At 52.4% G+C, this 14,245-nt stretch carries 12 protein-coding genes and 1 tRNA gene; 3 read left to right on the top strand and 10 right to left on the bottom strand.

Annotation, left to right across the window (positions count from 1 at the left end; genetic code table 11):
• Positions 1-3 precede the first annotated feature (3 nt).
• Positions 4-1,449: an ATP-binding protein gene (locus K2G43_RS09130; protein ID WP_300154439.1), complete on the bottom strand. Its 1,446-nt coding sequence runs from the start codon at positions 1,447-1,449 to the stop codon at positions 4-6.
• A 170-nt stretch (positions 1,450-1,619) separates the two neighbouring features.
• On the opposite strand from K2G43_RS09130, the gene K2G43_RS09125 reads away from it, so the two are divergent.
• Both K2G43_RS09125 and K2G43_RS09120 read left to right on the top strand, forming a co-directional pair.
• Positions 1,620-2,483, top strand: a complete 864-nt coding sequence (locus K2G43_RS09125) for a GLPGLI family protein (RefSeq protein WP_300154436.1) — start codon at positions 1,620-1,622, stop codon at positions 2,481-2,483.
• A 314-nt stretch (positions 2,484-2,797) separates the two neighbouring features.
• Positions 2,798-5,329, top strand: coding sequence for a TonB-dependent receptor (locus K2G43_RS09120; protein ID WP_300154433.1), 2,532 nt, complete (start codon positions 2,798-2,800; stop codon positions 5,327-5,329).
• Here K2G43_RS09120 and K2G43_RS09115 read toward each other — a convergent pair.
• The 9 genes from K2G43_RS09115 to K2G43_RS09075 form a co-directional block, all read right to left on the bottom strand.
• Positions 5,326-6,000, bottom strand: coding sequence for a phosphatase PAP2 family protein (locus tag K2G43_RS09115; RefSeq protein WP_300154430.1), 675 nt, complete (start codon positions 5,998-6,000; stop codon positions 5,326-5,328). The two genes, K2G43_RS09120 and K2G43_RS09115, sit on opposite strands and share 4 nt — an antisense overlap.
• Before the next feature lie 73 nt (positions 6,001-6,073).
• The gene (locus K2G43_RS09110; protein ID WP_300154427.1) at positions 6,074-6,535 is read right to left on the bottom strand and encodes a hypothetical protein; all 462 of its coding nucleotides are present in this window, start codon (positions 6,533-6,535) and stop codon (positions 6,074-6,076) included.
• Positions 6,505-6,789: a hypothetical protein gene (locus K2G43_RS09105; protein WP_300154424.1), complete on the bottom strand. Its 285-nt coding sequence runs from the start codon at positions 6,787-6,789 to the stop codon at positions 6,505-6,507. Before K2G43_RS09105 ends, K2G43_RS09110 begins: the two co-directional genes overlap by 31 nt.
• Positions 6,790-6,855: 66 nt before the next feature.
• Positions 6,856-8,040 (bottom strand): 6-bladed beta-propeller, encoded by a 1,185-nt coding sequence (locus tag K2G43_RS09100; RefSeq protein ID WP_300154421.1) that lies wholly within the window; start codon positions 8,038-8,040, stop codon positions 6,856-6,858.
• A gap of 174 nt (positions 8,041-8,214) precedes the next feature.
• Positions 8,215-9,507: a hypothetical protein gene (locus K2G43_RS09095; protein WP_300154418.1), complete on the bottom strand. Its 1,293-nt coding sequence runs from the start codon at positions 9,505-9,507 to the stop codon at positions 8,215-8,217.
• Positions 9,508-9,542: 35 nt separating this feature from the next.
• Positions 9,543-11,000, bottom strand: a complete 1,458-nt coding sequence (locus K2G43_RS09090; protein WP_300154415.1) for an ATP-binding cassette domain-containing protein — start codon at positions 10,998-11,000, stop codon at positions 9,543-9,545.
• A gap of 70 nt (positions 11,001-11,070) precedes the next feature.
• Positions 11,071-13,068, bottom strand: coding sequence for a type I pullulanase (gene pulA / locus K2G43_RS09085; RefSeq protein WP_300154411.1), 1,998 nt, complete (start codon positions 13,066-13,068; stop codon positions 11,071-11,073).
• Between the two features lie 37 nt (positions 13,069-13,105).
• Positions 13,106-13,684 carry a crossover junction endodeoxyribonuclease RuvC gene (gene ruvC / locus K2G43_RS09080; RefSeq protein ID WP_297643605.1) on the bottom strand — a complete coding sequence of 193 codons (579 nt, stop codon included), beginning with the start codon at positions 13,682-13,684 and terminating at the stop codon, positions 13,106-13,108.
• Positions 13,681-13,986, bottom strand: a complete 306-nt coding sequence (locus K2G43_RS09075; RefSeq protein ID WP_297643607.1) for a DUF4286 family protein — start codon at positions 13,984-13,986, stop codon at positions 13,681-13,683. Before K2G43_RS09075 ends, ruvC begins: the two co-directional genes overlap by 4 nt.
• 105 nt (positions 13,987-14,091) lie before the next feature.
• Here K2G43_RS09075 and K2G43_RS09070 point away from each other — a divergent pair.
• Positions 14,092-14,165: transfer RNA gene (locus K2G43_RS09070), tRNA-Ala, on the top strand.
• Positions 14,166-14,245 lie beyond the last annotated feature (80 nt).

The raw sequence follows: 14,245 nt of genomic DNA, 5'->3' as shown, positions 1-14,245 counted from the left end.
AGATTATTGCGGGAGGTTGATTTCTACGATGGTGCCTTTCCCCGTTTGACTGCTCAGGGAGACGGTGCCATGATGGGCTTCCACAAGCAGCTTGACGTAGCTCAGTCCGAGGCCGATGCCGGGCAGGGAGGAGTCGGGCAGCCAGGTGCCTCGATAGAACTTATCAAATACCTTGCCCTGTTCGGAGGCGGGGATGCCGATGCCGTTGTCGGAGACACGGAGGATGAATTGATGAGGAGAGGAAAGGCACTCCACAACAATGTGTACCGAAGGACCGGAGTACTTCACGGCATTTTCTATCAGGTTGCTGACGATGTTGGAGAGGTGTACGGGGTCGGCAGTCACCGAAGTGGCTTCGCCGAAACGGGTTTCAAACGAGAGCTCCTTGCCTTCGGGCGCACGATAGAGGCGGATAAGCTCCTCCACCGTCTGCCGGATGTCGAAGGTGCAGACAGAGAGCCGGATGTGCTCCTCGTCGGCACGGGTCATGTCGCGGAGCTTCGAGAGATAGGCGGAGAGGTTGTCAAGTTCGGAGAGGGAGTCGTGTATCACTTCGTCCATCGCCTGCCCGTCTGTCCGCAGAGACTTGTCGTTGAGGAAGGCGACACACATCTTCAAGGTCTGCACCGGTCGTTTCAGTTCGTGTATCATGGTGTTGACAAAGTTCTTCCGCAGCTCGTCAATGCGGCGTTGCTTCAGGATGGTCTTTACCTGGAACAGCAGGCAGAATGCCAGCAACAGAATCAGCAGGAAGCTGCCCAGCAATTGCCCACCCATGCGGAGCAGCAGCATCGGCAACGGCGGACGAACCGTCACCCGCACCTGCTGCCAGCCCAAAGGGTTATAGGGATAGATAACCTCCACCACCGGACGCAGACGGGAGCCTGCCAGCGCCACCGAATCCACCGTCACGAAGAGCGAGTCCCTCGGAGTGCAGAACTGCGTATCGAAAGAGACGCCGGGCAGCTTGACCGCCAGCACGGAGTCGAACCGCTGCAACGTGAAGGGCACGTCCACCTGGAGCTTGTACTTCTGCATCTCCTTCTCGAAAGACCATCCCAACTCTTCCTTCGTGTGGAAGCAGATGGAGTCTTTGTAGAGTAGCGGAGAGGCGGTATCCTCCGACACCTCTGCCTTCCGAAGCCGCACCCGGGCATACAGGCCGTAAGAATAGACCACCTTTTCATTTCCGAGCGAATCAACCACCGCATTCCGATTGCTGTTGGTTCCCCAAGCGACGGAGACGGAATCTGTAAATATCTTCTTCGGATGCAGATTGCGCACGGAGTCATTCAGCGCAGCGGCTTCCAGCACACGGGCGCGCACCTCCTTCACCAGTTCTTCGTTGCGGTATTGGCACTGGTTCCACAGCCAATACCCCTGCCCTGCCACAATCAGCATCATGGAGGCGAGGGAGACTATCCAGATTATTTTGATTCGTTGTTCCATACTTCCTTTCCGGTTTCTTTGCCACAAAGGTAATGGTTTCGCCTTCAATAGGTACGCGCAAGGCGTTCTTTTTCCGACGGAGTAACATTTCAGTAATAACTTTCTTCCCCGGCACAAACAGAAACCGGATAGCTTTGCAGCCGTAACAAACCCCTAAAAACTGAATCGTTATGACTACAAGAAAGATTTTATCCCTCTGCCTGACGGCACTGCTGATGCCGCCCGCCGCACAAGCCCAGTTCAATGTGTTCATGCCCGAGGGACATGTGAAGCAAGACACCATCGGCACCCTGCAACTGCGCGTGCAGTACGAAACCGTCTTCTACCTGGACACCGCCAAGAAGGAGAAGCCGCTGGAAGAGACCATGATACTGGAGGTGGGAAGCGGCGTGTCGAAGTTCTACAGCTACAGCAAATACATCTGCGATTCCGTCTATAACGCCGACCTCGCCAACAAAGCCTCGCAAGAGACCATCAACCGGCATCTGAACCAGTATGCCACCTCGCGCATGACCGAAATCACCTGCAAGGGTTTCCCCGCCGGACAGGTCACCTCGCAGAACTCTGTGGCAGGCTTCAACCGCATCCGCTACGAAGAGAAGCTGGAGTTCCCCCGCTGGGAACTGACCGAAGAGACCGACAGCCTGATGGGCATGGCGTGCCGGAAGGCGGAATGCGACTTCCGGGGACGGCACTGGACGGCATGGTTCACCGACGAAATCGCCCTCAGCGAAGGTCCCTGGAAGTTGGGCGGACTGCCCGGCCTCATCCTGAAAGCCACCGACAGCGAGGGACACTACCGCTTCACCGCCAACGGCATCGAGCTGAGCCGCACCCCGCAACCGATGACCCTCCGCCTGAAAAACTACGAACTGGTCAGCCGCAAGCAATACCGCAAGGTACACGAACGCTACTACGACGACCCCGTGGGCTTCATCAACGGCCAGCCGGGCGTAAATATGACCGTGACGGACGGCAACGGAAACAAGATGCGGCCGAGAGGGATTCCGCACAATCCGATAGAAAGAGAATAGGCCATCCTCCACAGACAACGGTCATGAAACCGTTTAAGCAGGGAGATGAAACAGCATCTCCCCGTAGATAAAACAGGGAAACACTATAGAAAAACTTCATCTCGCGGCGCGAGATATACATCTCAGCACGCGAGATGTATATCTCAGCAGCCGGGATGTATATCTCAGCAGCTGAGATAAACTTTATAAGCAAGGAAAGACAACTTTACAAACGGGGAAAGACTACCTTTCCTACGGAGTTATCAGACCTCTTCACCTGCCTGTACCGGGCACGGAAAAAGGTATCTTGCCCACACACTCAAAAAGAGATTCCAATGAAAACCACCCTTCATACACACACCGCAACGGGCTACATCCTCTTCTTCGCAGCCTGCTGCCTGCTGGCAACCGTATGCCGCCCGCTATCTGCCCAAACCCTGAGCGGCACCGTCACCGACGCCGAAAGCCGCCAGCCGCTGGAAGCCGTCATGCTCTGCGTGATGCGCGGGCAGAAAACGATAGATTACGCCCTGACCGACAGCAAAGGACACTACTCGTTGCCGTGGAGACACAACGGCGACACCCTGCAACTCAGCGCCTCGCTGCTGGGCTACAAACGGGAAATACGCAACGTAGCGTCTGCCGGGAGGCAGGACTTCGGACTGCACACTGCGTCCATCGTCCTGAAAGAGGTGCAGATACGGGGCGGACGGGTGCAGGGGCGCAAGGACACCGTGCGATACGACCTCGCGCAATTCGCCTCCTCCAAAGACGTGCACATCAAGGACGTGCTGAAACGGCTGCCCGGCGTGGACGTGGAGGAGAGCGGGCAGGTGAAGTACAAGGGCAAGCCCATCGACCACTTCCTGGTGGAGGGCATGGACGTGACGGGCGGACGGTATAACCAGGTGAACAACAACCTGAGCGCCAAAGCCGTGAAGACGGCGGAAATCATGGAGAACTACCAATCGGTGAAAGCCCTGAAAGACAAAATCAACTCCGATGAAGTGGCGCTGAACCTGAAGCTGGACCCGAAAGCACGCGACCAATGGATAGTGAACGCCACGGCAGGCATCGGAAGAAGCGACAACGACGCCCCATGGCTGTGGGAAAGCGGCCTGAACGCCCTGCAATTGGGCAAAGGGAAACAGAGCATCTACAGCTACAAGACGAACAACTGCGGCAAAGACCTCAGCACGGAGCAACAGATGCTGACCGCCAACAACGGGTTGTCCGTCCCCCTCCCCGCCTTCCTCACACAACCCGGCATCAGTGCCCCGCTGGACAAAAAGCGCCTGCTATTCAACCACACGCATACGCTGAACGGAAACCGGATGTACAAATGGAAAGAGGAACAGACCCTGCGCCTGCAAGCCGGATATACCCACGACCACATCGGCCAGCAACGCCGGAACACCCAACTCTATTACCAACCGACAGACACCCTGCTGATGGACGAGACCTATCACTACCGCCTGACCACGGATGCCGCCAACCTGGAACTGCACTACGAGCAAAACAACGCCCGCAACTATCTGGCCAACCGATTCAAGGTAGAGGGAGAAACCGGGCGTGGCTGTTCGGAAGAGTTAGGCCAGACCCTGCAAACCTCGCAACTGAGCGCCGGCAACCACTTCCACCTCCTCCGAAACGGGGAAAGCGGCACGTGGGAACTCCTTTCCACCGTCCGCTATGCCTACCGGCCCGCATCGCTCCTGCTCGAAGAGGGCAAAAGCCGGTTCGAGCAACACAGCCTCTACACCGACAACAGCGCAACCTACCTGAAAAAACACAACGGCTTCACCCACCAATACAAGGCGGGCGTGCAAGGAGAACGTGCCACACTGAAACAACCCGCCGACTTCAACGCCTCCTACCTCGCCCTCTACCTCACCCCCTACTTCCAACTAGAGCGCGGCCGATGGATGGGCAACCTCTCTCTGCCACTGAAGGCACAGCGTTACTTCTCGCAGCAGCGTTCGTTCCTCTTCTTCACCCCCTCGCTCTACCTGCGCTTCCAGCCGGACTATCACTGGAAATTCTCTTGCTACGGCAACCTGAAGCGTTCGGCAGGCGACCTCACCGACCTCTACCCCGCCCCATACCGCACCGACTACCGCACCTGGCGAAACGGCAACGGACTCTTCCCCATCGCCACGCAGCAGACCTACAACCTCTATGGGGAATATAAAAACACGGTTCAGGAGTTCTTCATCACCGCCTCGCTGACCTACAGCCACACCCGCCGGAACACCCTGATGGAGCAGTGCCTTTCGGAAGGAACCGTCAGCTACACCCGCCGCCTGCAGCCCAACCACAGCCAAAACTGGAACTTCAAAAGCAACTTCTCCAAAGGCTTCTACGACTGGCACCTGAAAACTTCGCTGAATCTCACCCTGAGCCGCAGCACGGGCAAGCAACTGACCAACAGCCTGCTGCAAACCTACCGCCACGACCACCTGCAAGCGGAGCCCAAACTCATCTGGTCGCCCGTAGCGGGCTTTGAAGCGGAATACCATGCCACCTTAGGATATGGCGGCAGCAAAATCGGCAACGATACCCGGCTCACCCCGTTGTCGGACATCGTGCAACGCCTGCACCTGACGTTCGGCATCGGCCGCCTGGACCTCCGCCTCTCCGGCGAACACTACCGCAACGAACTGGACGCACACACGCACCTCACCACCCTGCTTGCCGACGCCTCCCTTGTCTATAAGACAAAGAAATGGCGATTGGAAGCCCGGCTCAACAACCTGTTCAATAAGAAGGAGTATGCCTATACACTCTATTCGGCCACGCAAAGCAGCACATCGCGGCTCAGCCGCAGGCCACGGGAGGGGCTGGTGACGGTGAGCAGGCAACTTTAAAGCACCATCACCCCGGCATAGACCAGTATTCCTACGACAGTCAGCGCACCTACCAATATGGGGGCATAGATGCGATTGACATGTTCCACCCGCTTATATCCGCTGACTTTCACGAACAAGCGGTAAACCAGCCAGGCGCCTGTAGCCCCTACGAGGCCACCTACCAACAGGTCGCCCGGATAGTGCATGCCGAGATAGACACGCGAATAGCATGTCAGCAATGCCCAAGCCATCATGAAAACGGTGAGCCACCGCTTGCGGAACAGAAAGAAAAGGAAAAACGCCAGACCGAAGGAGTTTGCCGCATGGCACGATGGAAATCCGTATCGTCCTCCGCGACGATTATTGACGATGTGCACCAACTCCGAAATGGGGTTGTTCAGGTTGGACGGACGCATCCGCTCCACGTATGGACGTATCAGAGCGTCACACACCTGGTCGGCAAAGAGAACGACCAAAGCAACCGACAACGCACAACCAAGGGCCACCTTCCACGAGAAGTTGCGCAGCATCACATATAAGATGGCGGCATACATCGGAATCCAAACCCACTTGCCGCTGTACGCGCTCATAAAATAATCGAAATAGGTATTGTACATCCCGTTAAAAAACAAAAGCACCTTTGTATCAAGGTCTATCACACCTTGCAAAACATCCATTAGCAGCATCATTCATAAAGTTTTTTTGAACGCGCAAAATTAAATCTTTCTGTTCTTTTTATCGGAATTATTGGTCTAAAAAATGTTAGTTTCCCTCTATTTTATCCAATTGCTCTACAAAAATGTAACCATCACCTTTCCCATTCTCCCGGCTCACTTGCAAAGGAGTGCGTCCACTATAAACCAAAAAGAAATAGCGGTCTGTAGCAGAAGCTCCCCAATAATAAGTCACATTATCCGGTCCCAACGCCTTTTGGTCATCTTTTGCATCCACGCTCGGGTCTTCAAAAGCTATGTCACGAACGACCTTCGCTTCCTTGTCCATCAGCACCAACTTATGGAAATACTTGTAGGCATAAACAATGCGGTTGCCCGAAGGCGACATCAGGAAATCGCCAATATAGGCCGCCCACCCTTTATGCTTCTTGCTGAAAGAGAAGTTATAAATCTGCTTCGTTACGGTCGAATCTCCCTGCAACACCGTATGGAAAAGCGCCTTTCCTCCCCGGATGTTATCTACCGAATAGAGTGTATCCGGTGCAGCCACAATGATTTGCTTGTTTGAACGGAAGGGCGATTCTGAAACAGGAAGCATCCCTCATTTATCTGCACTTCCGGTTCAGAGAGTTTGAACAACGGTCCATCCTCATCCATGACCTTCTGCTGACCGGACAATTCGACAAGAGGACCAAAATCATCCTCAGTCAAAGTAACGCTTCCCGGCATCAACGGCGGTTCCGCCGGGTGTACAGGTTCTGCCACCACGGACAACGTATCAGCAACCGGCAACTCCTTTTCCACTTTCCGCTTACAAGCCGATGAAAAAAGGCACACCATTAAAGCCCAAACCCAAACATTTTGCATAGCTTACCTCAATTTTGCATACAAGATATAGTTATTGTCATTCTCCTGAATACTATCCGCCAACTTCCGCAAGCGTTCACGCTCTTTTGCGGAAAGGTCTGTTTTCTGTTCCAGACGCTTCTCCAACACCTCCTTCAGCGTGCCGGGCTCCATATTGAGCGTATAGTAGCCGCTGCTGGCGGAAAGATAGGCAGGCATATTTCCCAAATAATCGTTCACGAACTTGTAGAAACTTCCCTTCAATGTCTTCTTGTCCATGATGAAATAGGAAGGCGCTTCTGTAGTGTAGGTGTACTCGCTAACCTGCTTCTTCACCATCACATCGCCAACAAACTGATGCGGAAGCTCTTGATACGAATGAATGGGAATATCTTTTCCCCCGAAGTCCATCGTGAAACGCGGATGCAGACGGCCCTCCTCCATGTGATAAAGCGTATCGGGACGAAGTTCAAAGAAAGTGAACAGAGATACATCGAACGTTCCGCCCACCTTGTTGCTGAACACTTCGTTGCTGAAATCCGGATGTACCGCCAGGTGACGTCCGGGAATGGTATCAAGCAGATTTCCTTGGAGGTCCTGACGCCATGCCACGTAAGGCAAATGGTTGAAAGGAAGAATGAATACCGACAACGTTGAATTCCGGCTATCCACCTTGAACTTGCCTTTCGGAACCAAAGTCGGCAAAGGAATGCTTTCCGTATATTGCCCCTCCATATTATAGGCAAGCAGTGCTTTCGCATTCCAGGGCAAGATATAAACGCGGCCTGCCGACTCGTCAATCTGCGCGTCATACACCAACTGATACTCCCCCGGTCCCTGCCCGAAAGAACCTACATTGGCAAGGAATTTACCTGACTTGTCAAACAGCTTAAAGGGAGTCTGTTGTCTGCCATAAACCAATATATAATGTTCAGAAATCAACACATTGCTTGTCGGCACCAACGCCTCGTCACTGCCATCCAACTTCACCACCTGCAAATCTTCTGCAATGTCGCTCAAAAGCAGCACAATCGTATCCTTCAATGCCGAAAAGTCGCAAGTCCATAGCGAATCACCATTTACAACCCGGACCGATCCTACCACCGGCTGTCCGTTCAAAGCCTTCTTTCTATCCGCACCACTGCAACCTGCCAACAAAGCGATTCCCATCAATAAGGAAAAGCCTTTCATCAGTTTCTTGTTTTTCATGTTCTTCTTGTTTTATAGATTAGTAATATAACCGCAAAATTAGAGAAGAGCACTCAAAGCCACAACTTTTCCGATAGACAAAGCGAGAAAGCCAAATGGATGTCATTCCATTAATTTACAGGTATATAAGCAAGAAATAATGAAGTACCGACATAGACAATCGCATACCGGGCATTAAAAATGTTGCAGAAAAGAATCCAATGTCTCGTCTTCAGCCGTCAATCCCAACTTATCTCTTTTCACCCGTTGTTTTTTGCGGCTGACGGAAGTACGGCTGATGCAATATATATCGGAAAGGTCCTTGATGCTGACCCCAATCTTCACCAGGCAGCAGAAGTTTATCTCTTTCTCCGACAAAGCCGGGAAATGCTGTCGCAGCCGTTGCGTAAAGTTATCGTAACTCTTGTCTATCGTCAACCGGATGTCTTCCCACTCTTCATCAGACAGAGCAATACGGAGAGAATCTCCCTGCTCTTCCGGTCCGTCTTCCAAAGAAGGAATCTTATGGAAAGACTTCATACGGCGGAACAACGACTCACGCAACTCCGACTCCTTCTCACGCAAGCGGGTCAGCTCCTTTGCCTGCGCCAGCAGTTGTTGTGTCTGTTCCAGCCGGACCGTCTTCTCCTGCAACAGCAACCGGTCGGTCATGCGTTTCCTACGTTGCCAGGCAAAATAGAAAGCAAAAACTATCAAGACCACTCCAAGTCCTAACGACAATAGTATGATTTCCTGCCGTTGCTTGTCTATCCGCAACCTGTTCAGCTCATTCTGCATTTTCTCCCGTTCGTAATTTTCCCTGCCTTCCGCATATTCTTCTTTCTGGATTTCACTCCTTAGCAACTTGTCCGCTTTCAACGCCATGCTGTAGGATAAGCTGTCTTTGCCATGCGAAGCATAAAGGGCTTCCAACCTACGTGCAGCTACGCCCGCCACCCACCGGTTCAACGAACTGACAGCAAATTCATAATAACGAACGGCAGAATCGGTCTGCCCTGTCATAGCAAACAAGTTTCCCTTAGCCAAGCAATAATGCGGTATGACAGAACGGGATGTCCGGCAATCGCGTATGGAATCCAAACAACGGATAGCGTCCGAATAACGTTCCATACCGGCGTATGCTTCAGGCATCGCCGTACATAGCTCCTCCTGCAACCAGGCATCTGTTCCCTCACCGATAGTTCTGAAATGAGCCAAAGCCCGTTCAAACTCGCCCCCGTCCATGCAACGACGTGCAATGGCATACTTTACCCTCGCTTTCACCTCTTTTTTATCCGAAAGATAACAGCATGCCGAGTCAGCATACCTCTCCGCGCTATCCAAGGAGGATGCTGTCCCCAGCTTCTGATAGAACATCTGAGCCACCCTGATGGAGTCGGGTTGCACAGGCACTGATGCCGCCCGTTGCTTTTCACAGGAAACCAGCAAGAAAAGCAAAAGCGATATATAAAGAATTCCGTGTTTCATTCATACAAGATTTGAGGCCTTATACACAATTCCGTTTACTTGTTCCGCTTCAGATAGATCCGATTCGTAATCACATCCGGCAATTCCTCCTCATAATGAGTCACCATAATCATCGTCTTGTCTTTCCGCTGACAGAACGCCTCGATAATCTGCTTCACCCGGCGGCGGTTGTAGGTGTCGAGCCCGTGAAGCGGTTCGTCCAGAATCAGCAGTTCGGGATCTTTCACAAAAGCACGCGCCAGCAGAGCCAGACGCTGTTCGCCGCTGGAAAGCTGCAAGAAAGGCTTGTCCTTCAAGGCGGCAATGCCGAAAATGTCCATCCACCACTCGCAGACCGCCAGCTGCTCAAGATGAGGCCGCTTATACAAGCCGATGCTGTCGTGCAGACCGGAGGCGACAATCTCAATGGCAGGCAGGTTCTTCAGATAGGCACGGTGCATTTCAGGACTGACGTAGCCGATATGCTTCTTAATCTCCCAAATGCTCTCCCCGCTGCCACGTTTCCTGCCGAACAGGCTGATGTCGCAGGCATAAGACTGCGGATTGTCGGCACATACCAGGCTGAGCAAAGTAGATTTCCCCGAACCGTTCTCACCGCTCAACGCCCATTTCTCGCCACGCTTCACCGTCCAATCCAGTTCTTTCAGAATGGTGCGTTCCCCATAACGGATGCTGACTTTACGGAGCTTCACCACCTCTTCCGAAACATAGTTCGCATGCTCGTAGGGCAAATCAAGGATGCGCTGTCGCAGCTCGTCCATGCAGGAAGTGACATCCGCCCGACGGAAAGCCTCCAGATAGACTTCACGCTCCATCTTGCGTCCCACCGTCCTTTTATCGACAGGCACCACATGAGTAATGAAAGAGGGTATATCATCCAGCATGGAAAGGACAAGCACAAGCTGCAAAGCATCCATACGGGTCAGCTCTTCCAACAGCCGGAAAAGAAGTTCCCGGGTCGGAGCATCCAATCCGATGAAAGGATTATCCATGATTAGAATACGGGGAGACGTGAGCAATGTCTTCACCAACTGGAATTTGCGTAGCTCGCCACTGCTGAGAAGAATGATTTTCTTATCCAACATCGGCTCAATGTCGAACAATTCAAACAGCCGCCGCTTCAAAGCGCCATCTGCCGCTTCTCCCAGCATCTCGCGCACTGCGGGAGTATCTTCCTGATCGTGGGCATTCCAACGCTGCTGGTAGTAATAATTGGCATCGGCAGAGCCGTATGTATCGCGGAAAGCGATGTACTTGATGTTGTCATAGAGGGTTGTTGTGGCGGAGGGAGCGAAATCGTAGGTGAGTTCCCCCTCTCTCAACGGATATTTCCCCGTCAGCATATCCACCAGCAGGCTCTTCCCTGCTCCATTCGGCCCTACAAGGGCGATGTGCTCTCCTGCTTGGAAATCAAGTGTGACGGGTGCCGCCAAACGAACAAGCGGGTTGCGTACTACGCCCCCCGCTATGTGTATGGTCTGTTGCTGTATCATTGTGTATATTATCTACTTAGTTGACGGCACAAAGATACAACAATTCTAAAAAAGACGATTCAAACGTTCGTCATTTATACATAATCAGCGCCGATTGTGCCGGAACAACAATTTCAGGGCCATACAGCATGCCCAGTCCTTGTCTGTTGATAAAGCCGTCACGGGCAACTACCGTGTATTTGCCTTCGGGAACCGTCAGTTTGACAAATTCCTTACGGGCATTCAGGACTACAATAATATCTTCCCAAGCATCTCCGTTGGCATTTTCCTTCAGACGGTAAGCGACCACATTGCTTCCCTCAACCGGAAGGAACTCCAAATGCTTGCGTACCAACTCCGCATTCCCCATGCGGAAAGCCGGATGCTCCTTGCGCAGCTGTATCAACCCTTTATAGTAGGCAAACACATCCGCATGTTCCGTCTTGCGCCGCCAGTCGATGGCATTGATGGAATCGGGACTGTTATAGCTGTTGTGCACTCCCTTCTTGTCGCGCATCACCTCTTCGCCGGCATAGATAAAAGGCACTCCCTGCGAGGTGAACACAGCCGTCTGTGCCAGCTTGTCGAGCTTTGCCAGTTCTTCGGGGGTGATGCCCGGCACACTGGCTCTCAGCCTATCCACCAGACACATATCGTCGTGGCAGGAAACATAGCTAATCATCTGTGTAGGCTGTTCCGCCCAAGGAGCCTTGCTGTAATTCACAGAATCATTATTGACTTGCGGATGCTTGACCGCCCCTACGATACCAAACTTGATGCTCTCTTCTCCTCCCGGAAGCCCGGCAAGGAAAGCTCCTTGATGATTGTCATTGAACGGACCACGCAAGGCATCACGCATCTCGTCAGAAAAAGCGGCAATCCCCGGCATCTTATACACATTTGCCTTCATCGCCAACGAATCTTCTGGCAGCTGCGGAGCCTGAGCCGCCCAACCTTCACCGTAAATGAAGACAGTGGGGTCAACCGCCGCCGTGGCCTTGCGGATTTCGTTCATCGTCTCAATGTCATGGATACCCATCAGGTCGAAACGGAAGCCGTCGATATGATACTCATTCATCCAGTATAAAACCGATTCTATCATGTATTTACGCATCATGGGGCGGTTGCTGGCTGTTTCATTGCCGCATGCCGAAGCGTCCGCATACGTCCCGTCCGGCTTCCGGCGATAGAAATAGCCGGGAGCGGTGCGTTCGAAATTGCTGTCGGCAGTGTTGAAAGTATGGTTATACACCACGTCCAACACCACACGGATGCCCGCCTTATGCAGCGCCTGCACCATCTGCTTGAACTCGCGGATGCGCACTTCGGGCTTGTAAGGGTCGGTGGAGTAGGAGCCGTCCGGCACATTGTAATTCTGCGGGTCGTAGCCCCAGTTATATTTGTTCTCGTCCAACTTGCTTTCATCTACCGATGCATAGTCATAGGAAGGAAGAATGTGTACGTGGGTCACGCCCAGTTCTTTCAGGTGGTCGATACCGGTGGATAGTCCGTCCGGATTAACCGTACCCTGCTCCGTCATCGCCAGGAACTTGCCTTTATGCTTGATGTCAGATGACGAATGGATGGAGAAGTCACGGTGATGCATCTCGTAAAGAATGACATCTGCCGGTGAGGCCAATGCCGGGCGCTTGTCCTCCGCCCATCCTTCGGGGTCAGTCTCCCGCATGTCGATGATGGCGGCACGCTTGCCGTTCACTCCCACCGCTTTGGCATTGATACCCGGTGTATCACCCATCCATTTCTCATTGATTTTCACATTGAAGGTGTAGAATTTACCTTTCAGGTCTTTTTCGACCTTTGCTTTCCAAGTGCCTTCCTCTGCCTGTGTCATGGATACCGTCTCGTAAGCGTGACCTCCGTCACCTTCCTCAAACAACATCAAGCGCACCTCATCCGCCGTAGGTGCCCATACCGTAAACAGCGTGGCGGCAGGCGTATATTCCATCTCCGTCAGGCTACCCGAACGAACCGGGTAAAGTTCATACGAAGCATACTCGTTTTTCGCCGGTGTGCAACTGATGGCAGTTGTTGCGGCCATTCCAATAATGGCTAGTTCATTCAATTTCATGATACTTTCTTTAAGTACTATTTAGACATTAAACATTTCATTTTACACTCCCCTTCACCTTATCGGGATTCTTGGCAATAAAGTCTTTCCAACCGTGATAACCCTTCTCCACCGCAGGACGCCCCATCTGCAAGAAGTGACAGTAAGCCGCCGCCAACCCGTCCGTGGCATCCATGAAAGTCGGCATATCCTCCTTGGGAAAACGCAACATACGTTGCAGCATATCCGCTACCTGTTCCTTCGATGCCTGTCCGTTACCGGTTATCGCCATCTTTATTTTCAGCGGAGCATACTCCGTAATGGGAATGTCCCTGCTCAAAGCGGCAGCCATCGCCACCCCCTGAGCACGCCCCAACTTCAACATAGACTGCACATTCTTTCCGAAAAAAGGGGCCTCAATGGCAAGTTCGTCAGGCAAATAGCTCTCTATGATACCCAACACCCGTTCATGGATATGGCGCAGTTTCAGGTAATGGTCGCCGAACTTACGCAGGTCGATGATTCCCATGGCTATCATTTCGGGCTTAACACCTGTCACACGCAAGACCCCATACCCCATAATGGTCGTACCGGGGTCGATGCCCAAAATAATCTTCTCCTTGACCGGCTGTATCACACTATCACCTCCATCAACGTAGGAAATCCGACGACTCTATCCTTAAATATCTTCAGCAACTCTTCATTCAGCGCAGCACCCTGCTCTTGATGCCACCGATGCAACTTCGCAGAGCTTTCCACCTCAAACTGCACCGAATAGCAAACGCTTCCCTCCTCTATGTGACTCAAGATGCGGGAGATGCGGGGAGCACACAAGGTCCCATACTTTTCAACTTCAGGAAGATAATGTTCCTGCATCCATATCAGGAAGTTCTTGTCTTCCCCTTCTTCTACATGATAAGTGGTATTATATATCAGCATACTCTACTTTTTTTTCAAAATCTTTCGCAAACATAGCAATTATTTCAGAAATATGCATTATATTTGCACCATCAAAATGCGAGTAATCTTGCAAACGTTAGCAACGGGGCGTTAGCTCATCTGGCTAGAGCGCGACACTGGCAGTGTCGAGGTGATGAGTTCGAGTCTCATACGCTCCACGAAAAAAGAGGGTGTGTCAAAACTGGCATATCCTCTTTTTTTATGTTCAAAGCCCAGACTTTCCCAAGCCCGGGCTTTG

Source organism: Bacteroides sp. (assembly GCF_029057325.1).
Classification (GTDB): Bacteria; Bacteroidota; Bacteroidia; order Bacteroidales; family Bacteroidaceae; genus Bacteroides.
This window is presented reverse-complemented; position numbering and strand designations above follow the sequence as displayed.